19 protein-coding genes are annotated in these 22109 nt (G+C 61.4%); 5 read left to right on the top strand and 14 right to left on the bottom strand.

Annotated features, from left to right (window positions below; all coding sequences use genetic code 11):
• Position 1: 1 nt before the first annotated feature.
• Positions 2 to 931: an aliphatic sulfonate ABC transporter substrate-binding protein gene (locus LOY53_RS12265; RefSeq protein ID WP_252824011.1), complete on the top strand. Its 930-nt coding sequence runs from the start codon at positions 2 to 4 to the stop codon at positions 929 to 931.
• 142 nt (positions 932 to 1073) lie between these two features.
• On the opposite strand, the gene LOY53_RS12270 is transcribed toward LOY53_RS12265, so the two are convergent.
• On the bottom strand, positions 1074 to 1553 hold the full coding sequence (locus LOY53_RS12270) for a GNAT family N-acetyltransferase (RefSeq protein WP_252824013.1): 480 nt from the start codon (positions 1551 to 1553) through the stop codon (positions 1074 to 1076).
• Positions 1554 to 1678: 125 nt separating this feature from the next.
• Here LOY53_RS12270 and LOY53_RS12275 point away from each other — a divergent pair, with 125 nt between their 5' ends.
• The 4 genes from LOY53_RS12275 to LOY53_RS12290 all read left to right on the top strand — a co-directional run bounded on the left by LOY53_RS12275 (position 1679) and on the right by LOY53_RS12290 (position 4642).
• Positions 1679 to 2308: a LysE family translocator gene (locus LOY53_RS12275; RefSeq protein ID WP_172960357.1), complete on the top strand. Its 630-nt coding sequence runs from the start codon at positions 1679 to 1681 to the stop codon at positions 2306 to 2308.
• A 21-nt stretch (positions 2309 to 2329) separates the two neighbouring features.
• Positions 2330 to 3202 carry an alpha/beta fold hydrolase gene (locus tag LOY53_RS12280; RefSeq protein ID WP_252824014.1) on the top strand — a complete coding sequence of 291 codons (873 nt, stop codon included), beginning with the start codon at positions 2330 to 2332 and terminating at the stop codon, positions 3200 to 3202.
• A gap of 101 nt (positions 3203 to 3303) precedes the next feature.
• Entirely contained in the window at positions 3304 to 4179 is an 876-nt protein-coding gene (locus LOY53_RS12285) for a pirin family protein (RefSeq protein ID WP_252824016.1), read from the top strand.
• Between the two features lie 202 nt (positions 4180 to 4381).
• Positions 4382 to 4642, top strand: a complete 261-nt coding sequence (locus LOY53_RS12290; RefSeq protein WP_099454250.1) for a DUF1652 domain-containing protein — start codon at positions 4382 to 4384, stop codon at positions 4640 to 4642.
• Positions 4643 to 4661: 19 nt separating this feature from the next.
• Here LOY53_RS12290 and LOY53_RS12295 read toward each other — a convergent pair whose 3' ends face one another.
• The 13 genes from LOY53_RS12295 to LOY53_RS12355 form a co-directional block, all read right to left on the bottom strand.
• Positions 4662 to 5276 (bottom strand): Yip1 family protein, encoded by a 615-nt coding sequence (locus LOY53_RS12295; protein WP_027593366.1) that lies wholly within the window; start codon positions 5274 to 5276, stop codon positions 4662 to 4664.
• An 85-nt stretch (positions 5277 to 5361) separates the two neighbouring features.
• Positions 5362 to 5649, bottom strand: a complete 288-nt coding sequence (locus tag LOY53_RS12300) for a hypothetical protein (protein ID WP_252824019.1) — start codon at positions 5647 to 5649, stop codon at positions 5362 to 5364.
• Between the two features lie 79 nt (positions 5650 to 5728).
• A complete protein-coding gene (gene alkB, locus LOY53_RS12305; protein WP_258704080.1) occupies positions 5729 to 6373 on the bottom strand; it encodes a DNA oxidative demethylase AlkB in 645 nt (214 codons plus the stop codon).
• 236 nt (positions 6374 to 6609) lie between these two features.
• Positions 6610 to 8055: a curlin gene (locus tag LOY53_RS12310; protein ID WP_252824023.1), complete on the bottom strand. Its 1446-nt coding sequence runs from the start codon at positions 8053 to 8055 to the stop codon at positions 6610 to 6612.
• A 16-nt stretch (positions 8056 to 8071) separates the two neighbouring features.
• Positions 8072 to 8545 (bottom strand): curlin, encoded by a 474-nt coding sequence (locus LOY53_RS12315; RefSeq protein ID WP_027593362.1) that lies wholly within the window; start codon positions 8543 to 8545, stop codon positions 8072 to 8074.
• A gap of 16 nt (positions 8546 to 8561) precedes the next feature.
• The gene (locus LOY53_RS12320; protein ID WP_258704081.1) at positions 8562 to 10793 is read right to left on the bottom strand and encodes an Ig-like domain-containing protein; all 2232 of its coding nucleotides are present in this window, start codon (positions 10791 to 10793) and stop codon (positions 8562 to 8564) included.
• Between the two features lie 32 nt (positions 10794 to 10825).
• Positions 10826 to 12154 carry a hypothetical protein gene (locus tag LOY53_RS12325; protein ID WP_027593360.1) on the bottom strand — a complete coding sequence of 443 codons (1329 nt, stop codon included), beginning with the start codon at positions 12152 to 12154 and terminating at the stop codon, positions 10826 to 10828.
• 224 nt (positions 12155 to 12378) lie between these two features.
• On the bottom strand, positions 12379 to 13515 hold the full coding sequence (locus LOY53_RS12330) for a DUF6708 domain-containing protein (protein WP_252824025.1): 1137 nt from the start codon (positions 13513 to 13515) through the stop codon (positions 12379 to 12381).
• A gap of 145 nt (positions 13516 to 13660) precedes the next feature.
• Positions 13661 to 14797 (bottom strand): DUF6708 domain-containing protein, encoded by a 1137-nt coding sequence (locus tag LOY53_RS12335; RefSeq protein WP_258704082.1) that lies wholly within the window; start codon positions 14795 to 14797, stop codon positions 13661 to 13663.
• A 130-nt stretch (positions 14798 to 14927) separates the two neighbouring features.
• Positions 14928 to 16064: a DUF6708 domain-containing protein gene (locus LOY53_RS12340; RefSeq protein WP_252824027.1), complete on the bottom strand. Its 1137-nt coding sequence runs from the start codon at positions 16062 to 16064 to the stop codon at positions 14928 to 14930.
• Positions 16064 to 18730, bottom strand: coding sequence for a T6SS effector BTH_I2691 family protein (locus LOY53_RS12345; RefSeq protein ID WP_258704083.1), 2667 nt, complete (start codon positions 18728 to 18730; stop codon positions 16064 to 16066). Before LOY53_RS12345 ends, LOY53_RS12340 begins: the two co-directional genes overlap by 1 nt.
• Before the next feature lie 11 nt (positions 18731 to 18741).
• Positions 18742 to 19620 carry a DUF4123 domain-containing protein gene (locus LOY53_RS12350; RefSeq protein ID WP_258704084.1) on the bottom strand — a complete coding sequence of 293 codons (879 nt, stop codon included), beginning with the start codon at positions 19618 to 19620 and terminating at the stop codon, positions 18742 to 18744.
• Positions 19620 to 21800 carry a type VI secretion system Vgr family protein gene (locus LOY53_RS12355; protein WP_258704085.1) on the bottom strand — a complete coding sequence of 727 codons (2181 nt, stop codon included), beginning with the start codon at positions 21798 to 21800 and terminating at the stop codon, positions 19620 to 19622. Before LOY53_RS12355 ends, LOY53_RS12350 begins: the two co-directional genes overlap by 1 nt.
• Positions 21801 to 22109: the final 309 nt, after the last annotated feature.

Below are 22109 nucleotides of genomic sequence, written 5' to 3' on the forward strand. Positions count from 1 at the left end.
CATGCGTGTGCTACGCCTTGCCGTCCTGTTACTGCTGAGCTTCGCCGGTGCTGTCCAGGCGGCAGACCCTGCGACGTTGCGCATTGGCTATCAGAAGGGCTCGATCAGCCTGGTCCTGGCCAAGCAGCATCGCCTTCTGGAGCAGCGCTTTGCCCATACCCAGGTTGAGTGGATCGAGTTTCCGGCCGGCCCGCAAATGCTAGAAGCCTTGAACATTGGCAGCCTCGACATCGGTTCGACCGGTGATATTCCGCCGATCTTCGCCCAAGCAGCTGGTGCCGACCTGCTGTACATCGGTGCCGAACCGCCAAAGCCGCAGGCTGAGGTGATTCTGGTACCGAAAGACAGCCCGGTGGCCAGCGTCGGCGACCTCAAGGGTAAGCGGGTTGCCCTACAGAAAGGTTCGAGTGCGCACAACCTGTTGCTGCGTAGCCTGGCCAAGGCTGGGTTGAGCATCCGCGATGTGCAGCCGGTGTACCTGGCGCCTGCCGATGCGCGTGCGGCGTTCGAGCGCGGCAGCGTGGACGCCTGGGCGATCTGGGACCCGTTCTATTCGGCCATCGACCTGGAGGGCAAGGCGCGGCTGTTGGCCGATGGCCAAGGGCTGGGCTTGATCGGGCCTTTTATGCTGGGGGCGCGTGAGTACGTCGAGGCCAATGGGGCGTTTGTCGGTCAGCTGCTGGATGCGATCAGCCAGGCCGAGGCGCTCACACGCAGTGATGAAGCTGGGAGCATCCAGTTGCTTGCACAGTTCATGGGCTTGCCGGAGGCGGTGGTGCGGCGCAGCTTCAGCCATCGGCCGGCGTCGCCGGTGATACCGGTGAGCGATGAGATCGTGGCGGCGCAGCAGCGCACGGCGGAGCTGTTTTTCCAGAACAAGGTGTTGCCCAAGCGGGTGGATATTGCCGGGGCGGTGTGGCGACGGAACTGAGCCAGCGTTCGGCTTTCATTCACCCGTAGGAGCAGCCTTGTGCTGCGAAGAGGCCGGTATTGCCACACTCTTTCTGTCAGCGTTGCCGGCCTCTTCGCAGCACAAGGCTGCTCCTACAGGGGGATTTCGGCGGTATTGAGGGTCAACCCTGGGCAAACGCCAACAACTTCTCGCCATCGAGCCGATATTTAACCCACTCATCCAGCGCTTCGGCCCCCAGCGACTGGTAGAAGCCGATTGCGGGTTCGTTCCAGTCCAGCACACTCCATTCCAGGCGCCCACAGCCGTTCGCCACGGCCTCGCGGGCAATGTGCCGCAGCAATGTGCGCCCGGCACCATCGCCGCGTTGCTCGGGTGTGACGTACAGGTCTTCCAGATAAATCCCGTTACGCCCCAGCCACGTCGAATAACTGTAGAAATACACGGCAAAACCGATCGCCTGGCCATCCCGCTCGCAGATCAGGCTGTGCACCGTACTGCCCTCGTCGAACAGGCTGCGCTCGATATCGGCGACCGAGGCGATCACCTCGTGGCGCGCACGTTCGTAGTCGGCAAGCTCGGTGATGAAGGCAAGGATCTGCGCGGCGTCGGTACGCACCGCGGGGCGGATAGTGAGGCTCATGGGGCGGGCTTCCTTGAACGGGATGAGATCGGTACAGTATTTGTATCTATTTAATTTAGCAAAACTGTATCGGTCGCAAGGCAGGGCGACTCCGTTAGTGTGACAGCACCAATAATGATTGTGGAATGCCTGCCATGCTTGCCTCTGCCGACCTGCTTACAGCGTTCGTGCTCTTTGCCTTCGTATCCTCCATCACCCCGGGGCCGAACAACACCATGCTGCTGGCCTCGGGGGTGAACTTCGGCGTGCGTCGCTCGATCCCGCATGCCATGGGTATCAGCCTTGGCTTCATGGTAATGGTGCTGGCCGTCGGTTTGGGCCTGGGCGAGGTGTTCAAGGCGTGGCCGCCGTTGTACACCGTACTGCGTTACACCGGCGCGGCCTACTTGCTGTACCTGGCGTGGAAGATCGCGACCTCTGGGCCAATCGGCACGGATTCGGCCAAGGCCCGCAAGCCCCTGGGGTTCTGGGGCGCCGCCGCATTCCAGTGGGTCAACCCCAAGGCCTGGGTGATGGCGGTGGGGGCTATCACTACCTACACACCGGCCCAGGGCTACGTGATGAACGTGGTTGTCATCGCCGCGTTGTTCGCCCTGGTCAACCTGCCCAGCGTCGGGGTCTGGGTCATGTTTGGCAGCGCTTTGCGCAACCTGTTGCAGAACCCGCGCTGGCTGATGCTGTTCAATGTCCTGATGGCCTTGCTGCTGGTGATTTCACTCTACCCGCTGCTGTTTGTAGAATCGGCGTTTTCATAGACCGATGAGTACAGCAAGCCGATGCAGTTGATCCCCTGGTCACACCTATGCCCCGAAGGCTTCACCTTGCGCGGGTGGCGCACACCCGCCAGTGGCAAGCCTTTGCTGCATTTTCTGCACGGCAACGGCTTCTGCTGCCTGGCGTACCAGCCGTTGCTGATGCGCCTGGGCGAGCATTTCGACCTGTGGCTGTGTGATGTGCAAGGCCATGGTGACAGCGACCATGGCGGGGTGTTTCGCGGGTGGAACCGCACCGCTGAACTGGCGGTGGAGGCGTTCGAAAGCGGGCGTGGCGAGTATGGCGAGGTGCCGCGCTTTGCCCTCGGGCACAGCTTTGGTGGCGTGCTCACGGGGCTGATCCTGGCCAGCGCACCCACGCTGTTCGAGCGGGCCGTGCTGCTTGACCCGGTGCTATTCAGCCGCCGCATGATCGGTGTGATGGGCGCGGCTGCGCTGGTCGGCCTGCATCAGCGCCATGCCTTGGCGCGCAAGGCGGCCAACCGCCGCAGCCATTGGCCTGATCGTGAGGCGGCACTGGCCTCGCTGCAGGGGCGCGGCATTTTCAAAGGCTGGACCGATGCAGCAATGCTGGCCTATGTGGAGCATGCCATTGGCGATTGTGGCGAGGCGGTAGTGCTCAAGTGCCGGCCCAGCCGCGAGGTGGAAATTTTCAGTTCGTTCCCCAAGCGTATGTGGGCGAACTTGGCCGCGATCCACACGCCGACGCGGGTGCTGTATGGCGAACAGACCTATCCCTTCGTGCCGCATTCGGTCAAACGCCTGGCGGCGCTAAACCCCAATGTGAGCGCGCGGCAGGTCGCTGGTGGGCACTGCTTCATGCAGGAGGACCCGGCCATGGCCGCCGAGCAGGTGTTGGGCTTCCTGCAACCGTAACGTTGTCGTTCCACAGGTGAGACAATGCATGCCATTTAAGCTGTCTACCGGCTTATTGGCATCATTGGTAAGGTGATCCCAGCCAAGAGAGGAGACTTCTCATGAAAAAGATTCTGGGTATTCACCGCAGCCCCCACGCCCACTGGGTAGGCGATGGCTTCCCGGTGCGCAGCCTGTTCACCTACGACGACCTGGCCCGCCAGATCAGCCCGTTCTTGCTGCTGGACTACGCCGGCCCCCACGACTTCCCCCCTACACGTGACCGACGCGGCGTCGGCCAGCACCCGCACCGTGGTTTCGAAACGGTGACCATCGTCTACCAAGGCGAGCTCGAACACCGCGATTCCACGGGGGCTGGTGGCTTGATCGGCCCCGGCGACGTGCAATGGATGACGGCGGCCAATGGCATTATCCATGAAGAATTCCATTCGCCGGCATTCGCCCGCACGGGTGGCACACTCGAAATGGTCCAGCTGTGGGTCAACCTGCCCGCGCGTGACAAGCGCGCCGCGGCGGGTTACCAGACGTTGCTTGCCACGGATATCCCGGTGGTGGCGCTGGATGACCAGCGTGGCAGCTTGCGGGTGATCGCGGGTGAATTCCAAGGCCACCAAGGCCCTGCGCGGACCTTCACCGCGATGGATGTCTGGGATTTGCGCCTGAATGCACAAGCGACCTTGCAATTGCCCGTAGCGGTGGGGCGTAACGCCGCCTTGGTGGTGCTGCGCGGGACTGTGCGGGTCAACGGTGAACGGGAAGCCGGGCCCGCCAGCCTGGTACTGCTCGAGCGTGGTGGTGAGGACATTGTGCTCGAGGCGCTGGAAGGCGCCAGTGTGCTGCTGCTCAGCGGTGAGCCGATCGATGAGCCGATCGTTGGCTATGGCCCATTCGTGATGAACAGCGAGGCAGAAATCGCTGAGTCGTTCGACGACTTCCATGCCGGCCGGTTCGGGCAGATGCAGGCCGAGGGCAGCTGAGACCGCTCGTCGTCAACTCTGTGCAGCCGATCGAACAGCCCTGGCTGGCCTGCGATCTTCCACTAAGGTGCTAGATGATCCCGCGCACCATCATTGCTCCGGCGCATGGACGGCCGCCTGAGCATGCGCAATATCAATTGGCACCATGCCTGGCAAAGGCGTACCTAAACAACAGGCCATCCAGTACAGAGAGGGTCGTACAATGTCGTTGATAGGCGTTTCAATGCTAGAGATGCGGCAGATGATCGAGCAAGCCTGCCTGCCTGATCGCTGCGAGGTCAGTTGCGCGGATGGCGCCCACCTGACCATCCGCCTCGGCCAGGGGCAGCGCCTCGAAGAGGGCGTTACCCTGACAGGCGTTGCCCTGCAGGACCTCAACAGTTGCCGCGACGTGGTGAACCTGGTTTCGCAGCTGCATGCGCTGCGTAACAAGCCGACCACGCCAATAAGGGCGATTGCCTGAGCCTGCAGCCTGTGCCCGGTCAGCCGAGGCTGGCCGGGCGCACATATTCTGGCATCAGGCCGTTGAACCAGAACAGGATCATCGACACCAGGATGGTCACCAGCACCAACAGCCCAACCCCCCACACGCATGCGGCGAACAGCATGGCCTGCTCCTTGCGTAACCGCAGAAACGTCTGCAGCCCGCCAAACAGCAGCACGCTGGCATAAGCCGAAGCAGCCAATAGCGCGGTCAGCGCCAGCCAGCGAATCGGCAGCAACCCAACCACCCCCGCGAAAAACCACGGCGTGGCGCAGTAAGCGGCAAAGCCGATGCATTGCTGCAGGCTGGGTTGCGCATCGAAGCCGCGTGACATCCAGCGGATCATCACGCCCATGATCATGACCCCGACCACTGTGGCGGCGTACAGCAGGCCTGCCAACTGCGCCGCGCTGCCAATGCTCAGGCGCACACGCTCTTCGGCGGCCAGGCTCCAGCCGAACGTGGTGGTGCCGACAAACAGGCAAATGGCAGGGATCAGCGCCAGGGCCAGCAGCCGAGGCAGGTATTGCTGCGGATGGTCCTCTTCGGCGCGGCGTATCTCCATCCAGGCATCGGATGGGCGGGTGAAGAGCTTGAGCAGTGGACTGTTCATGACGGTCTCCAGAAGGCGTGGGCTCTTTTCTATGGAGACGCGCAGTTGCGGGCAGGTTCAGCGCATTTGATCGCCGTTGATCACCTTATTGCAGCTCAAGCAAGAGGTTCAGCCCGCCATCGCCACATTTGCCTTGGTCACGCACCACCCCGCGGTAGCTGCGGCCATCCCAGACGAACGCCACGCTGTGGGCGCGATCGACCTTGTCGGGCAGCGGTGGGCAGATGTGCAAGCGCAGGGCAGGGCGGCCCTGCAGGTTGAGGGCGGCGAGTTGGCATTGGCATTCCACGCTCTGGGCGACCGGGCCGAACAACGTATCGCGTACGTAATCCAGCTGCACAAAGGTATTGGGTGCGCGGCCGGGCATTTTCATGGGCATGGGCTCCTTGTGAAAGCTGACGCGGCTCCTCTTTAGAAACCGTTCAGGCCCGGATGTTCAAGTTTTTACCCGATCAGCCCGCTTTGCGCAGGGTCAGGTTGATCCGCCGCTCGCCCATGCGCGGGTGCACGCCGGGTTTGATGGGCAGCACGCCATGAAAGCGCAAGCGATCCTCACCGCCCCACACCAGCACATCGCCATGGCTCAACGGCACACGCTGGGTCTTGTCCGAGCGCTGCAGCCCGCCCAGCAGGAACACTGCCGGCAAGCCCAGTGATATCGACACGATCGGCTTGCTGAAGTCTTGCTCGTTACGGTCTTGGTGCAAGCTCAAACGGGTGCCTGGCAAGTAGTGGTTGACCAGGCAAGCGTCGGGCACGAAGTCGTCGAAACCGGCGACGGCCGCAGCGCGGTTTGCCAGGCCGAGCAGCACCGGCGGTAGCGCAGGCCAGGGCTGGCCGCTCTGCGGGTCGGTCAGGGTGTAGCGGTAGCCGTGCTCGTCACTGACCCAGCCCAGTGCCCCGCAATTGGTCAGTGCGACAGCCATGTGCAGGCCACCAGGCGTGTGCATGTGCCGGAACGGCGCGGCGCGCAGCACCGGGCGCAAAGCGTCGAGCAAGGCCTCGAGCTCGGCCAGGGCGAAGCCGGGCAACAGCACGGTGTGGCTGGCCAGGCGTTGCGGCTGGGGGCCGAATAGGTCGAGGTCGGACTGGATCATGGAAGCAGCACCAGGCTTACGGTGTTCCATTCTACCCCGGCTCATGCGCTCCCCGTGTAGGAGCAGCCTTGTGCTGCGAAGAGGCCGGTGATAGCAGCGCAAATTTACTGTGTTTTCACCGGCCTCTTCGCAGCACAAGGCTGCTCCTACAAAGGGCGGTGAGGTAGCAAGGAAACAATAAAAAAGGAACCGCGGCACCAGGGAGAGTGAGCACCGCGGTTCAAGGGGGGAGCAGGTTATTTTTGGGTCACAGTGGCCATGTTCGCGCTGCCCAGCTGGCTGATGGTGGCGGTTTGCGCCATGCCGCTTTGGTCGACGAACGCCTTGTTGCCCTGGCCACCCTGGGTCACGTAGGCGACGTTGATGCTGTCGGTCTGCTTGATGGTGGCCTCGTTGCCACTGCCGTAGAGCTGGTTGGTGTAGCTCTGGTTGCTATAGCCGGACTGGTCCAGGTTGATGACGTTGCCGGTGCCCTCGCTGCTGCCGAAGGCATAGTTGTCGGTACCGCGCTGGTCGGCGACCAGGATGTTGTCGGTGCCGTTCTGCTCGAAGAACAGTTCGTTGTTGCTGTCGGCCTGCTTGGTCTGCATCGCGTTGTTGTTACCGGTCTGGTTCAGCGTGGCCAGGTGGTTGTCGCCGTTCTGCGTCAGGTTCACGCCGTTGCCGTTACCGTACTGGTTGATCACGGCCGTCTGGTTGACGCCGAACTGGCCGCCCATCTTGTCGCCTTTCCAGTTGCTGGCGGTGATCTTGTTGCCGTTGCCTTGGGTGGTCACGGTCAAGTTCAGGTTTTCGCCGTTCTGGTAGGTGTAGTGCAGGTTGTTGTTACCGGTCTGCGAAATGGTGGTGGTCGAGTTGTTGCTCTCGAACTGGTCCGACCAACTGGCGTTGGCCTTGCCTTTTTGTGTGAGGGTGGCCTTGTTCGCGTCGCCGAAGCTCTGGTCGATGTAGCCTTCGTTGAGCTGGCCGGTCTGGGTGACGTTGGCCTGGCTGCCGACTTGCGTGTCTTGCCAGACCTCCACCGAGTTGCCGGTACCGGTCTGGCTGAGGCCGATGGTGCCACCCTCGCCGTCGCGCTGGTCACCGTAAGCCCAGTTTTCCTTGCCGTCCTGGTAGATCTGGATGTTGCCGTCGTTATGCGTCAAGTGCTCGGCGGCGGCGTAGTTGTCGGCGCCTGCCTGGATGATCATGCTCTGGTTATTGCTGCCGCCGAAGGTCTGCTCGACGAAGGCTTCGTTGCGCTGGCCGGACTGCTGGGTGGTGGCCTGGCTGCCCAACTGGCTGTCCTGCCACACGGTCGAGCGGTTTTCAGTGCCTTGCTGGGTCTGCAGCGACTGGTTGTTCTCGCCCAGCGACTGGCTGGCAAAGGCGTCGTTGTAGCTGCCCCCGGCCTGCTGGGTGATCTGGCTGCCATTTTCGAACAACTGCTCGGCGTAGCCTGCGTTGTACGAGCCGGTGGCGCTTTGCTGGATATCGCTGGTGCTGTTGGCCTGCACCGCCAGGTGGTTGTGGCCCTTGCCGGTCTGCGACTGGGTGGCCGAGGCGAACGGTGCGAGGGTCTGGGTCACTTCGGCAATGTTTTCCTTGCCGTCTTGGGTCTGGGTCGAGGTGCTGTCGGCAGCCATGACCTGGCCTGCGAGGGCGAGGACGATAGCGGCACTGAGGGGAGCGAGCTTGAACATGGTGGTGCCTCCAGGTCTATCGGTATTGGGTGATCTGAACATGCTGGCCATTGCCGGCTTGGGTCACGGAGCTGTTGAGGCCCGTGCCGGACTGCACGATGTTGGCGCTGTTGTTGTTGCCGATCTGGTCGATGGCAGCGCTGTTGCTGCTGCCGCTCTGGCGGATCGACGCGCTGTTGCCATATCCCTGCTGGCTGATGCTGGCCATCAGGTCACTACCTTCTTGCAGGATGTACGCCTCTTGCGCGCCCCCGGCCTGGACGATGCGGCCCAGCAGGGCCTGGCCGTTCTGGTCGAGGGCGGCGCGGTTGCCCGTGCCTTGCTGCTCGATCACCGCTGCCTGGCCGGCGCCGACCGGTAACAGGCGGATGATCACGGGGTCACCGAGGTCATTGCCGGCCGCAAGGTCGGCGTTGTCCATCAGGTCCTCGGCCCAGCTGGCCTGGCCCGCCAGGGCCAGGCAGAGCAACAGTGGATACAGGCATTTCATGGCGTTCTCCCGCCTTCTACTGCACGACGACGTTGACGGTGCGTGTGGTCCCTGGGCTGGTGGTGATGGTCGCCGTCGGCGCGGCGGTCGGGATCACCGTGGTGCTGTTGCTGACCGCCAGGCGCCAGCGCCCGGTGACCGGTACGGTAGTGGTGCCCAGGGTTTGCACGCCGGTGGTGGTGGTGACGCGTACGGTCACAACGTTGCCGGTGGTCACCGATGAGGTGCCGCTGATGTCCCAGTTGTACCGGTTGTTGGAGCGTGCCGTGACCGTGGCTGCGGTGACCGCGAAGGTCTCGGCGGCTGGGCGTGGCGACACGTTGACCGTGACGGTGCCGGCGTTGGACAGCGCCCCCAGCGAGTCACGCACCTGGTAGGTGAAGGTGGTGGTAAAGGCCGCCGTCACCGTTGCCGGTGGGGTGTAGGTCACCGTCGTGCCATCGGTGCTGACGGTGCCTCGGCCGGCAGCGGGTTGTGTGACGGCGGCAACGGTCAACGGCAGGTTGCCTTCCGGGTCGGTGTCGTTGGCCAGCACGTTGATGGTCAGCGGCACGCCCAGGGTGGCGACCGTTTCCGGGTTAGCCGCTGGCGCCTGGTTGGGCGCAACGTTGATGGTCACCGTGGCCGGTTCCGACTTCAGGCCTTTGGCATCCACCGCCCGGTAGTTGAAGGTGGCCACCAGAGGTTGCGTGGCACCGGCGGGTGGGGTGTAGGTGACCGAGGTGGTGCCATTGAGCACGACGCCGCCAAGGCCGGTACCGGGTTGGGTCAGGTCGCTGATGGCCAGCGGTACGTTGCCGTCCGGGTCGCTGTCGTTCAGCAGCAGGTTGAGGGTCAGCGGGATGCCGACACTGGTGCTGCCGACATCGGCCTGGGCCAGCGGCGGTTGGTTGGCGGCCTCGACCGGCGCATTGCCGACCACGATCACCGGTTCCACATCGCTGCCGCCATGGGCCGACTTGACTGTGACGGTGGCCGGCGGCTGTGCCAGGTCATTCACGGTCAGGCTCTGCAGCGTGCCCGATTTGGACATCCGGCCATAGCCTTGGGCGAGCATGTCGGGGATGGCCACTTCGTCGCTGGAGCGGGCCTCGATGAACAGGCGCTTGTTGGCCCAGTCGTAGCGCGCGGTGCTGACCTTGACCACGTCAGTCAGCTTGCTCGACAGTGCGGTCGGCTGGGTGCCGGCAGTGCTGTTGCTGGCAGTCACCACCACCACGGCGGGCGGCACGGCCTGGCCGAACTGCTGGCTGAAGAACAGCCCGTTGTTGTCTGTCAGCAGGTTGAACTGGCAAGGCGAAGGCGGCGTGCCGATCAGTGCCAGGCCATTGCGCATGCACAGACTAGCGTCATGCGGGGCCTTGGCGAACACCTCCACACGGGTGCCGGAGCCGTTGCGCGAGTAGGTGGCGCGCTCCAGGGTCACTGGCGTTTGCGCACGCTGGTCGAGCACCTTGCCAGACACGGTGAACAGCGACGTTTCGATGCGCCCGGGCGGGCCGTCGATACGGATGAAGTTGGTGTTGAACGGGCTGCCGACCACGGTCTCGGGCCTGTTCGGGTCACCAATGAAGGTGTCGGTGGCGCCGGTGTCTGGGTTGACCTCCAGGTACGGCCCGCCAGCGCCTCTTAGCCATGGGCCCAGCGCGCCGTTGAGCGCACCGGTGAAGTTACCGGGGGCACCGATGCCGATGTCACGGGTGATGTTGATCGCGCGCCGGCCAGGGGTGGTGACGTTGACCGTCTCGACACCGTAGGGGTGGGTAATGGTGTAGACACCGGCCCGGGGTACCGAGACGCGGATGCGGATGCGGGCAAAGCTCTGCTGGTCGCCATCCATCGGGTTTTCAGCAGCAAAGGCGGCCTCAAGGCCGGCCACATAGGCGTCCAGCTCATAACCGCTGTTGCCCACTGCCGGGATGGTGGCCTCGGCCAGGAACCAGAACATCTCGGGCGGCCAGTTGTCGGGGAACACCAGGGGCAAGGCGTCGTCGTAGATGCCCGGCTCCGGCAACAAGGTACACATGTAGGACGGTGCACCCGGCGCCCCGGCAACCCGCGAACTGGTGGCGCGTGACTGGCACAGTTCAAGCGACAGGTCGTTGCCGTCCTTGTACCACATCGGGTAGCCGCCGGTGGCGAAGGTGTAGGGCCCGGGGTCGACATCGGACAGCGCGGCGAAGGCAGCGCTGGTGACAGTGAGGGAGAAACCGGCGGCGAACAGCGCACGGCGTGGCCAAGTGTTCATGCTGCCTCCTTGAGGGCTGAGCCTTTGTCTGTTCATGGCACCAGCACCACGTCTTCGCTGTCGCTACCGCCATTGGCGCTGGTGACTTGCACCTTGGCCGGTGGGATGGGCGAAAGGGATGTGCTCAATGTCTTCACCGCGCCGTTGCCACTGAGGTTGCCCAGCAACGTGCCGTTGCCGGTGTGGGCGGTGAGGGCGGGCGGGCTGGTTTCGTCACTGGTGCTGGCGACCAGCGTCAGTTGCCCGGTGGACAGGTGGTATTCGGCCTGAGTGATGGTCACCAGGTCGGTCAGTGGCAGGTTGGCCGTGGTCAGGCTGCTGGTCGGGATGGCCACGCTGTTGTCGGCGGTCAGTACCAGCGTGGTGGGCACATTCGGGTTGAGTACCGACTGGGCGTACCAGGCACCGGTGCCGTTGGCTTCGGTCAGGTTCAGGTTTGGCGTCTGGCTGGTCAGGGTGACGGCGGCCGGTGGCGGCGGGGCCATGACGAAGACATCTTGCTGGGCGTGCAGGTCGCCATTCTCGGTGCGCCGCGAGTAGGTGGTGCGCTGCGGCATCAGCGGCGTGGGCAGGGCAACATCGGAAAGCTTGCCCGAGATCGAGAACAGCTCGGTCCGCAGGTCGATGCCCCCCGGGCCTTCGATGCGCACGAAGTTAGTGTTGAACGGGCTGCCGGTCACACGTTCATCCAGGTTCGGGTCGCCGATGAAGCGCTCGCTGCCTTCGGTGTAGGGGCCATTGACGCTGCGCAGGAACGGCCCGACATCGCCTTTGAGCGCGCCGCTGAAGTCGCCAGCGCCAGCGATGCCGATGTCGCGGGTCATGTTGATCGCCCGGCGCCCACCGGCCGGTACGTCAAAGACTTCGACGCCGTAGGGATGGGTGACCACGTAGGTGCCTGCGGTCGGCACATCGACGCGAATACGCACCCGGGCGAAGCTGACCTGGTCGCCTTCGACGGGCTCTTCGGCGGCAAATGCTGCCTCGATGGCCGTGCCGTAGCTCAGGTCGATGCCCCGTGCAGCGTCGACGATGGCGGCGTCGGCGGTGAACCAGAAGGCTTCGTCAGGGAAGTTGGTGGGGAAGGCGATGGGTTGGGTGTCGTCGAACACACCGGGGGTTGGTAGCAGTGTGCACATGTACGCCGGCGCGCCGGGAGCACCGGCGACCCTTGAACTCACCGCTTTGGTCAAGCACAGGTCGAGGGTGCGACCATGACTGTCCTGGTACCAGCCTGCAAAGTTGCCATTGGCAAGGTTGTAGGGGCCGGGGTCGACAGCGTTCAATGCAGCCTGTGCCGGGATCTGGAGCATGCCGGCGAAAATCGCCACTGCCAGCGGGTGGGGTATCGGTCGGAGCATGAGTCAATTCCTCCTGCAAACGGGCCCATGGACTTGGGGCGTCTGGGAGGAGATCGGCAATAGGCGTGCCAAACCGAAATAAATGACTCGCAGGCCTTGTACAACGGGGGATGCGGCCGTTTCGTGGGTTTCTTTTACGGTACTTGCCAATGGGCCCGGTGCCCCCAGCATTGGGGAATTGGGTCGGTGGTTGCGACCCACTCGCTTGCCTGTGCAGCCCGCTTCTATGTCGGTGTTTTTGGCGATTTGGAGGTGCGCGGTTTCCGTGGTTTTTTCTCAGGGCGCTTGCCGGGCTTGAGCTGCCAACGGTCGGCATTGGCAAGCAAGCGCTCCTGTATGTCGGGCGGGTAGTCACTTAAGGTGGTGGGTGGAGGCACTGGTTTGCCGGGCAAACCTGCCTCACGGATCACCTTCGGCCAGCGTGGTCGCCAGCACAGCAGCAGGCTGAACCAGTGCGCGGTGCCGACAATGACGAAAGCGGGCCAGACCATGAGCAGGGCGAGTTTGAACAGCCAGCTGCTTTTGCGGAAGAAGCGGCTGAGGCCTTCGAACTGGGCGCTGAATGCCTGGATGGGCGAGGGTAACTGGGTGCTTAGACGGGGGCGGGGGACGGCGTGAGAGCCTTCTTCCATGTAGCGGCGGATGAACTCCCATTCGTCACGGAGCTCGCTGCCGCCTTGGCCTTGCTTGCCGACGAAGGCCATTTCCATGTGGGGGAGGCCGGTATGGCTGGGGTGCCAGACCAAGCCTAGTCTCGTGCCTACGCTGAGTGAGTCGTCCTCAGGGTAGATGCCTGTGCTTCCGGTTGTTCTCCAAGGGAACGTTACGATGCCGCCGCAATAGTTTGGCCGATGAAGATGGACTTGTTGGGTCTTTCGATTGAAGCGAATAAGCAGATGGCGGCTGGTCAGCATTTCTAATCGACTAAGTTTTATGCCATATTTCGAGTAAAAGTATAGTGCGGCTCCTGAAGCCCAGGCCAAGGTTATCGTGAGCACTACTGCTAAAAAAGAGCTTGAAGCACGGCTTGTGATGTCGAGCCAGATGGAGCCAACTGCGATATAGATTCCTAAGGCAATGCCTGGGAGAATCCCGCCTAATGTGATAAGTGTAATTAGCCCCCGCTTTTCTTCAGAGCCGCCGCAACGCATGTCCATAAATATTTCATTAAAGGCAAAAACAGGGCCCCGCGTGTTAGGCTTTTCGCTGACCTGCCGGAAATGTATGTCCTGCTCCACGTCGCCCTCATAAAAATCCTGATTGGCGCGTTTCTCTCTTGGCATAATCTCTGCCTCGTACGCCTTACGTGCGGCCTCTGACTCTGTTGCCATTTGCCAGAAGCCCCATTCGATTAAATACAATTTAAGACCTCGTTGAAAGCCGAATGTAGATCGTCTAATTCCTTCTGTTGTTCCGGAACAGTTGGCGACGGGGGCTGCTGAGTAGCGCGGGGCGGTAGCCGGATGTGACGGCTGCACCGGTCGAGCGTTTCGGTGATTGATGACATCAATCGAACTCCTTCGGCTTTTTGGGCGTACGCGGCTTGCGTGGTTTCTTCTCGGGACGCTTGCCGGGCTTGAGCTGCCAACGGTCGGCATTGGCAAGCAAGCGCTCCTGTATGTCGGGCGGGTAGTCACTCAAGGTGGTGGGTGGAGGCACTGGTTTGCCGGGCAAGCCGGCCTCGCGAATCACCTTCGGCCAGCGTGGTCGCCAGCACAGCAGCAGGCTGAACCAGTGCGCGGTGCCGACAATGACGAAAGCGGGCCAGACCATGAGCAGGGCGAGTTTGAACAGCCAGCTGCTTTTGCGGAAGAAGCGGCTGAGGCCTTCGAATTGGGCGCTGAATGCCTGGATGGGCGAGGGTAACTGGGTGCTTAGACGGGGGCGGGGGACGGCGTGAGGGCCTTCTTCCATGTAGCGGCGGATGAACTCCCATTCGTCACGGAGCTCGCTGCCGCCTTGGCCTTGCTTGCCGACGAAGGCCATTTCCATGTGGGGGAGGCCGGTAAGGCTGGGGTGCCAGACCAAGCCTAGTCTCGTGCCTACGCTGAGTGAGTCGTCCTCAGGGTAGATGCCTGTGCTTCCGGTTGTTCTCCAAGGGAACGTTACGATGCCACCGCAATAACTTGGCCGATGGAGGTGGACTTGCTGGGTTTTTCGATTGAAGCGAATGAGTAAGTGACGGCTGGTCAGCATCTCCAGACGTGTGATTTTCATCCCATATTTTGAATATAGATATAGTGTGGTGCCAGCGACTAGCATCATGATGAGGGTGAGTGCCAAAGTTATAAATGAGCGTGAGGCTGGAATCGTTATATCAATCCAGAGGAAACTTAATGCGATGAATGTCGTGACGCCTATGGCTGGCATAACTCCGACGAGCATCGCAAGGGTAAGGAGTCCACGTTTTTCTTCTGAGCCACCGCAGCGCATCTCCATGAAATCATCGTTGAAGGCGAACACGGGGCCGCGCGTATGAGGGTTTTCGCTGACAGACCGAAAATGAATATCTTCTTCTAGGTCCCCTTCGTAAAAGTCTTTAGCTGATCGCTTCTCTGAAGCTGTCATCTGTGCTTCGGAGGCTTTTCGTGCGGCTTCTGACTCGGTTGCCATCTGCCAAAATCCCCATTCGATCAAATACAATTTGAGACCTCGAAAGCCGAATACGGAGCGCCTAACTCCTCCTGTCGCTCAGATGCAGTTGGCTGTTGCTCGGAGCCGTAGCTGGAAGTGATACACCTGCGCAGGTCGAGCGTGTCGATCATGGATGACATCAATCGAACTCCTTCGACTTTTTGGGCGTACGCGGTTTTCGTGGTTTCTTCTCGGGGCGCTTGCCGGGCTTGAGCTGCCAACGGTCGGCATTGGCAAGTAAGCGCTCCTGGATGTCGGGCGGGTAGTCACTCAAGGTGGTGGGTGGAGGCACTGGTTTTCCGGGCAAGCCGGCCTCGCGAATCACCTTTGGCCAGCGTGGTCGCCAGCACAGCAGCAGGCTGACCCAGTGCGCGGTGCCGACAATGACGAAAGCGGGCCAGACCATGAGTAGGGCGACTTTGAACAGCCAGCTGCTTTTGCGGAAGAAGCGGCTGAGGCCTTCGAATTGGGCGCTGAATGCCTGGATGGGCGAGGGTAACTGGGTGCTTAGACGGGGGCGGGGGACGGCGTGAGGGCCTTCTTCCATGTAGCGGCGGATGAACTCCCATTCGTCACGGAGCTCGCTGCCGCCTTGGCCTTGCTTGCCGACGAAGGCCATTTCCATGTGGGGGAGGCCGGTAAGGCTGGGGTGCCATATCAGGCCTAGTCTCACGCCTACGCTGAGCGAGTCGTCCTCTGGATACAAGCCTGTGCTTCCGGTTGTTCTCCAGGGGAAAGTTACGATGCCGCCGCAATAACATGGTCGATGGAGGTGGACCTGTTGGGTTTTTCGATTGAAGCGAATGAGTAAGTGACGGCTGGTCAGCATCTCCAAACGTGTGATTTTCATCCCGTATTTTGAATATAGATATAGTGTGGTACCAGCGACTAGTATCATGATAAGAGTGAGCATCACAGATATAAATGAGCGTGAGGTTTGATCCGTTATATCAACCCAAAGGAAACTTAGCGCGGTGATTGTCGTGACGCCTATGATTGGCATAACTCCGACGAGCATCGCAAGCGTAAGTAGTCCACGTTTTTCTTCTGAACCACCGCAGCGCATCTCCATGTAATCATCGTTGAAGGCGAAAACGGGGCCGCGCGTATTAGGTTTTTCGCTGACAGACCGGAAATGAATATCTTCTTCCAGATCCCCCTCGTATAAGTCTTTAGCTGATCGCTTCTCTGAAAGTGTCATCTGTGCTTCGGAGGCTTTTCGTGCGACTTCTGACTCGGTTGCCATCTGCCAAAATGCCCACTCCATCAAGTACATTACAGAACCTCACTGAATGCCGAATATAGAGCCCTCAACTCATCTTCCTCCTTGTAAATGCTGGCGCTATTTCCGATGCGGAAACAACTGCGCTTGCACCACTTCTCCAGTGCGTCATCTTCAAGGAGGTAAATTATGAGCGTTAGGGCGAGGCCTATCCAAAAGGCTCCCAGCACTAATCGAGCGAGTAGCAGACGAGCAGCTTGTGTTCCGAGAGTGTTTGCGAGTCTTGCCATGGTTCGGCTAAAAAGTCTTACTAATTTATTGGAGCTTGAATTAGCCAAGTGCTCGAACAGTGGTCTCGCAATCGCGACGGCTGTTCCAAACTCTGCCAATGATAATGTAATGGTTGCCGCTCCTCTGAAAGCGTATGCAGTGGCCAGAATCTTCGACTTCCACCTCTCTTGCTTCGTAGTTGGTTCGCTTTCTAGATGCTTAATCCAGTCTGCAAAATCCCACCACGCCAGCACCCCCCCGCCGATACTGGCCAAACTACCCCCCCAAAGCTTCAATCTCCCCAAGGTCGCCGCCGCCCCTCTCCCAGTCACGCTATTCGCGCCATACCGCGTCACCACCTGGTCCACATAACTGGCGCCAATCTCGAAGCCCGCCGCAGCCGTAGTCATGGCCGCTGCAAAGAGTTCGGTCTTCACCCGTGCATCACTGTCTGGCAGTTCGCGTGCCTTGAAGGCCATCAGCATGCCTTCGAGCAAACACACCAGGCCTGCTGCACGCACCTTGTAGAAGTCGCTGTTGTTGGCCTGCATCAGGCCTTCAGCCCAGGCCTGGTCCAGATAGCGTGCAACCTGGGCACCACTGCGCTGTGGGTTCAAGGGCTGCCCAGTACGAGCCGCTTCGCCCAGGCGTATGTCGACAGCCGTTTCATGTATCGATGCGAACAATGTCAGGCGCAGGCCATGGTGCAGCGCGCGGTCCACACTGCTGGGTGCCCCGGTACGCAGCACTTGGCGCCCCAGCGCGACGTACCAGGCATACAAGCCGATGCTGGCGGTACTGTTTCTGCTTTGTAGCTCTTCGTACAGCGTGTTGATGCGCCCGAAGGCATTCGCCGCGATGTGCGCCTGCCGGGCGAGCGACTCACGCAACGTGAAGGATGTCTCTGAGGCCGGCTCGGCCTTGGCCGCGTCCAGAAGCGCGGCAAGCGCTTCGCGGATGTCATCCTGGTTGTAGGTGATGCCGCGCATTGCCAAATTGCCCCGATGCGCCACATCGCTGCGCCACCAGTGGTCCAGTACCGTCGCGCCCCACTCGCTGAGCTCCATGCCGATTACGCACTGGCCTGTTTGCTCGGCAAAGGCCAAGCCATTGATCAGGTCGGCATTGTCGTAACGGTCCAGGGCCTGCAGCAGGCGTTCGCTGAGGAGCCATCGGGTATGGTCTTTGGCGCGGTCTTCTGCAGCTTGCTGGGCTTGTTGCATCGCTTGCTCGAAGCCTGCGAGCTGATCGTGCATGGCTTGGCGGTCGACCAGATGGCCGTACTTCTGGTCGAACTTCTTGCTGAATTCGCCAGCATCCTGGCGGGCCTGAACCTTGGCCCGGACTTCGCGTTCGTACTGCGCCAGATGAGGTTTTATCCGGGCCTCATGCGCATCGGCCTGCTGGCGAGCGTGGTCGGTAAACCCATAGAAGTCCACAGGCGTCACCGGCTGCTTGCGCACGGCCTCGGCCATGACCTCACGCTTGACGATGCGCTCGGCCATCATCTGCGGGTAGAGCTTCTCGATTTCCAGAAACGACTGCGCAACAAGCAGTTTGCGTTCATTGTCCACGCCGGGTTCCACAACGCGCTGTAGCCAGTGGGTCTTCACCTCGTCGACGGCTGCATTGCGCCAGGCATTGAGCTCCTGGGTAATGCCGATGGCATCCTCGATGACGATAGCGGCGCCGCGCGGCTTGGTTTGATTCATGGGCGGTGCCAGGGCTTGCCGTGAAGCGTGCGGGGATACGATCTGAGCGTTGTTGAACGGCTGCAGGTCGAGCAGGGCCTGCAGGTCTGCGTCGTCCTGGGCCTTGAAGTCGGCTACCCAGTTCAGTTGGTCGTGCTTGAGCACGTGGGGCTGTGGCGGCGCGTCAGAGGGTTGAATGAACGCTGCGATATCGATCGCGGGCAGGCTGCTGCGGTACTCGTCTTCGAGCAGGCGGTAGTTGTCGAGCATGCGCGGCGTGAGCGGGGAGGGGCTGAACAACGGGCGCAGCTCCTGGATGTCGTCCAGGTCGTAGAGCGTGATGGTCCAGCCGAAGGCGCGGATGATGTCCTCCAGGTTGCCTGCGCTAGGGGCAGGCTCCCATGGGGCGTCGGCGCTGATGTACAACAGTGAGCCATTCGGCGCCACGCGGTACTGGCTGTGCCATTCGTGCGCCGGTGCGCTGTGGCGTTTGATCAGCAGGTAAAGAAAGCCTTCGCGCAGCGGGCGGATGGCGTAGCTGGAGTGGGTCAGCGCAGCCACCTCCTGAAAGGGGCTGAGGTAGCCCGGCAACTTGGGCAAGCGGGCGCGTTGTGCCGGGTTGCCGCCAACGGCGGCATAGCGCAAGGGCAGCAGTTCGAAGCGGCGGGTGCAGTCGGCGACGGGGCTATTGCGTAGCGCAGGGCGGTAGCCGGTTGTGATACGTCTGCACAGGTCGAGCGTGTCGGTAAGCGAATCCATGGGCGTGTGTTTTAGTCCTTTGTGCGCAGGCGTCGCTGCACGCTGTCGATAAGGGCGGTGTGCTGTTCGCGGGTGGCGATGATTGCCTCCTGCCAGGCCGGTGAGGTGTTGAGCTGATCACCGTCGCGAGCCAACATCAGTACATAGGTGATGAGGTCCTCCTCACGGGCCAGACCCTGCTCGCGTGCCTGGTCGAGGTAATGCTGGATCAGCCCGACGCGCGTGCCGTGGCAGGTGCCCGCCAAGGCTGGGCAGTGCTGAACGTCCTTTAGTACCTCGGCAAGTTGGTAGCTCAGTGGGTCGCCGGCCAATGCTGCCCAGCAATCTTCGTCCAGTGTGATCGGCGTGACGTGCGCCGCTTGAGGTTGATCGCCGCCAGCTATCTGCAACCACAGCGTCTTGTGCGGATGTGCGACAGGAGCCCACCAGTGATGGATGGGCGCCAACCATTCGCTCACCCCAGGCAAGTGACGGTGGCTATCGAGCGCTTGCAGGGCAGCAGCGGTGTGGTAGCGCAGAAGGTACGAATGGCCATCTGCGCCTGTGACGATGTTGGCCTGGCTCAAATGCAGCGCGAGTTCGGCAGGTGGCAATGCGCTGATTATCCAGCCACATACCGCGCCCTCTGCACCTTGTTCGAGCTGCCATTTAAAGTCGTACTGGGCTGAAACATCAGAGCCGGGACGCGAGCCGAACAGCCAGGGGCCTACTGCCCGCAAATTGCTGAATTGGGCTTGCTGCAACAGTGGCCAGCAGCGCTGCGAGTAGTACTCGAGCAGGTTTTCCCGAGCCTTCGGTGAAAGATCAGCCATTTCTACAACCGCGCTCAGGCGGTACCGGTCGGATACTCGCAGGACCTTGACCAGTGCTCTGACGAATGGGCTGGGCATCAGTGTGCTCCCGCCATACGGATCATGGTGTGGCCGTTTGTGATCGCTTTCAGCAAACAACTGAGGCAGATGGGCTCACCGGGTTCAGGAATGCCAGCGGTCGAGGTTGTGCGTTGGCTGCCCTTTGCCTGCTGGTGGATCGGCCCTTTGAAGGCCACTGCTACACCGTCCAGCGTGACACCGGCCCCATCGATTCGCAGCAGCCCGCCTGGGCTCCGGATCGTCAGGCTCTCGCTGACCTGTATGTCATAAACCTTGGTGGTGTGCCGGATGGCTTCACCGGTTTGCAACAAGTGATGACCGCCCACCACCTCTTCGAGGTGGCCACCAATTTCTACCGTGTGGTTGGCTTTGGTAATGTCCTGGCGCTGGTTGCCAACCGTCTCGATGCGGTCCTGGCCGGTGACGATCGTGTGCGTCCGGCCAATCTTCAAGTTGTTGTCATTGCCGATGTCGTGAATCCGATTTTGGCCGATGCTGAGGGACTCGTCCCGGCCGACGTCTTCCCGGCGGTCCTGGCCAATCGAAACCGTTTCGTCACGCTCGACCCGTTCAGCGCGATCGTTGCCGACCTGCGTCGTTTCGTTATGCTTTACAACGTTGTTCTGGTCCCTTTCTGCATGGATGAACACCTCCTGGCGACCCAGTTCGTCCTCGAAACGCAGTTCGTTGAAGCCATCGCCCTTGTGGGTCTGGCTCTTGATGGTCATGCGCGTCTTGTGCTCGGGCAGGTCGTACGGGGGCAGCTGATTGCCGCAGTAGGTGCGGCCGGTGATCATTGGCTGGTCTGGGTCGGCGTTGACGTACTGGATGATCACGTCCTGGCCAATACGCGGGATGGCCATCGAGCCCCAGCTGCCTCCGGCCCAGCCTTGCGACACCCGCACCCAGCAGGAGCTGAATTCATTGTTTTCGCTCTCCCTGTCCCAAGGGAAGCTGACCTTGACCCGGCCCCACTGGTCGCAATAGATCTCCTCGCCAACTGGGCCGACGACGGTGGCCATGTGCGGGCCGTCGACGCGTGGTTTGGCCAACGGCGCCGGGTGCCATTCGGTTCTGCCTGGCACCAGTACGGCGTCTTGGCTATAGCGCGTGCCTTGCCTGGCCCCGGCGGCTTCCTCCTGCAGGCTGGTGAACTGGGTACCCTCGTGGTGCACCTTGATCACACGCCAGTGCACGTTCAAGTCTTGTCGCGGGTGCTCGATCAGGGTGAAGCTCAGCCCCGGTTGCAGGCGCACGTCATCGCCTTGCACTTCGGCAATGCGGGCATCATGGCGCAGCGCGGTGATCCGGGTGGCGGTGAAGGGCACGCCGACCGCATCACGCTTGTATCGGCCAGGGTAGTCGAAGCGCTCGTACGCGGTGGACTGGTGTGTCAGGCCACTTGCTTCTGCGCGGTGTTCCTGGCGGAACTCCGGATTGGTGAATGTATAGTCGCGTTGCACCTGTCGTGCAGTGCGTACCTGCTCGCTGTAGCGCAGGCGGCGTAGACAAGGCTTTGCCTGATCGCCACCGCTATTGGCGCGGTACAGCACTGCGTCTGGGGCGATGTCATCGTCATCGACGAACCCTTCATCGTCATCATCGATCTTGATGACACCCCGGCTGATCTGGCCCAGCGAAAGCAACCGGTCGGTGATGACCAGCATGTGGTGTTTGGGTGTGTGCTCGAAGCAGTAGACAAAGCCTTCTTCGGCGGCGAGGCGGGCGATGAAGTCCAGGTCGGTTTCACCGGCCTGCACGCAGAATTCCCGTACCGCATGTTCACCGCAGCTGTGCAGCTCAAAATGAAGGATGCCTTGGCGTTTGAGCATGAGCTCGAGAATCTGCGAGGCGGTTTTTTGCTGGAAGATGCGCCAGTTCGAACGCAGCCCGGCACGCGCCAACGTGGGTTCGACCAAGGCGCGGTAGCGCGTACGGTGAAAACCTGTCTCTCCTTGGCTGAAGGTGCTGACCAGGCCGTGCACGTAGCGCAACGGGCGGGCTCCCCGCCACAGGGTGAATAGCACCGGTTTGTCGAGCAGTTGGCCAAAATCGACATCGTCTTGGTAACTGACCAGCTCCAGGCTTAATTGGAAAGGTTTACTGATCGCTTCGTCGAGTTCGAACGAAACCACCTCAAACTCAACCTGGCCAACCAGCGGCTGGAAGGTGAAGCGCAAATCGGATTGGCTAGGCATGTGAATTCCCCCAAAAGTGCCTGAGTACGGTCATGACGAGCACTTGCTCGCTACTACAGCAGCATGACGTTGAGCGACTCGAGAACTTCGGCGGGGATGAGGGAGAGTACCTGCGGGCTCCAGGGTATTGCCGGCAGCTTGCGCAGTGGGGGGGCTTTCACGTCGTGCACGGGTATGCGATGGCTCCCCACACACGACTTCAAGCAGGATTGGCTGGTTGGTGGGCACTGTTTTACCAGTGCCATCGGGCTCACTGAACATTCCTGGTCCTCGTGTTTGGGCAGGCAGCGTATGCACTGGGCATGGGCG

The organism is Pseudomonas sp. B21-031 (assembly GCF_024748985.1).
Taxonomy (GTDB): domain Bacteria; phylum Pseudomonadota; class Gammaproteobacteria; order Pseudomonadales; family Pseudomonadaceae; genus Aquipseudomonas; species Aquipseudomonas kermanshahensis.

Coding starts and splice junctions, on each gene's coding strand:
- LOY53_RS12265 (WP_252824011.1), top strand. CDS start 2: ATGCGTGTGCTACGCCTTGCCGTCCTGTTACTGCTGAGCTTCGCCGGT.
- LOY53_RS12270 (WP_252824013.1), bottom strand. CDS start 1,553: ATGAGCCTCACTATCCGCCCCGCGGTGCGTACCGACGCCGCGCAGATC.
- LOY53_RS12275 (WP_172960357.1), top strand. CDS start 1,679: ATGCCTGCCATGCTTGCCTCTGCCGACCTGCTTACAGCGTTCGTGCTC.
- LOY53_RS12280 (WP_252824014.1), top strand. CDS start 2,330: ATGCAGTTGATCCCCTGGTCACACCTATGCCCCGAAGGCTTCACCTTG.
- LOY53_RS12285 (WP_252824016.1), top strand. CDS start 3,304: ATGAAAAAGATTCTGGGTATTCACCGCAGCCCCCACGCCCACTGGGTA.
- LOY53_RS12290 (WP_099454250.1), top strand. CDS start 4,382: ATGTCGTTGATAGGCGTTTCAATGCTAGAGATGCGGCAGATGATCGAG.
- LOY53_RS12295 (WP_027593366.1), bottom strand. CDS start 5,276: ATGAACAGTCCACTGCTCAAGCTCTTCACCCGCCCATCCGATGCCTGG.
- LOY53_RS12300 (WP_252824019.1), bottom strand. CDS start 5,649: ATGAAAATGCCCGGCCGCGCACCCAATACCTTTGTGCAGCTGGATTAC.
- alkB (WP_258704080.1), bottom strand. CDS start 6,373: ATGATCCAGTCCGACCTCGACCTATTCGGCCCCCAGCCGCAACGCCTG.
- LOY53_RS12310 (WP_252824023.1), bottom strand. CDS start 8,055: ATGTTCAAGCTCGCTCCCCTCAGTGCCGCTATCGTCCTCGCCCTCGCA.
- LOY53_RS12315 (WP_027593362.1), bottom strand. CDS start 8,545: ATGAAATGCCTGTATCCACTGTTGCTCTGCCTGGCCCTGGCGGGCCAG.
- LOY53_RS12320 (WP_258704081.1), bottom strand. CDS start 10,793: ATGAACACTTGGCCACGCCGTGCGCTGTTCGCCGCCGGTTTCTCCCTC.
- LOY53_RS12325 (WP_027593360.1), bottom strand. CDS start 12,154: ATGCTCCGACCGATACCCCACCCGCTGGCAGTGGCGATTTTCGCCGGC.
- LOY53_RS12340 (WP_252824027.1), bottom strand. CDS start 16,064: ATGTACTTGATGGAGTGGGCATTTTGGCAGATGGCAACCGAGTCAGAA.
- LOY53_RS12345 (WP_258704083.1), bottom strand. CDS start 18,730: ATGGATTCGCTTACCGACACGCTCGACCTGTGCAGACGTATCACAACC.
- LOY53_RS12350 (WP_258704084.1), bottom strand. CDS start 19,620: ATGCCCAGCCCATTCGTCAGAGCACTGGTCAAGGTCCTGCGAGTATCC.
- LOY53_RS12355 (WP_258704085.1), bottom strand. CDS start 21,800: ATGCCTAGCCAATCCGATTTGCGCTTCACCTTCCAGCCGCTGGTTGGC.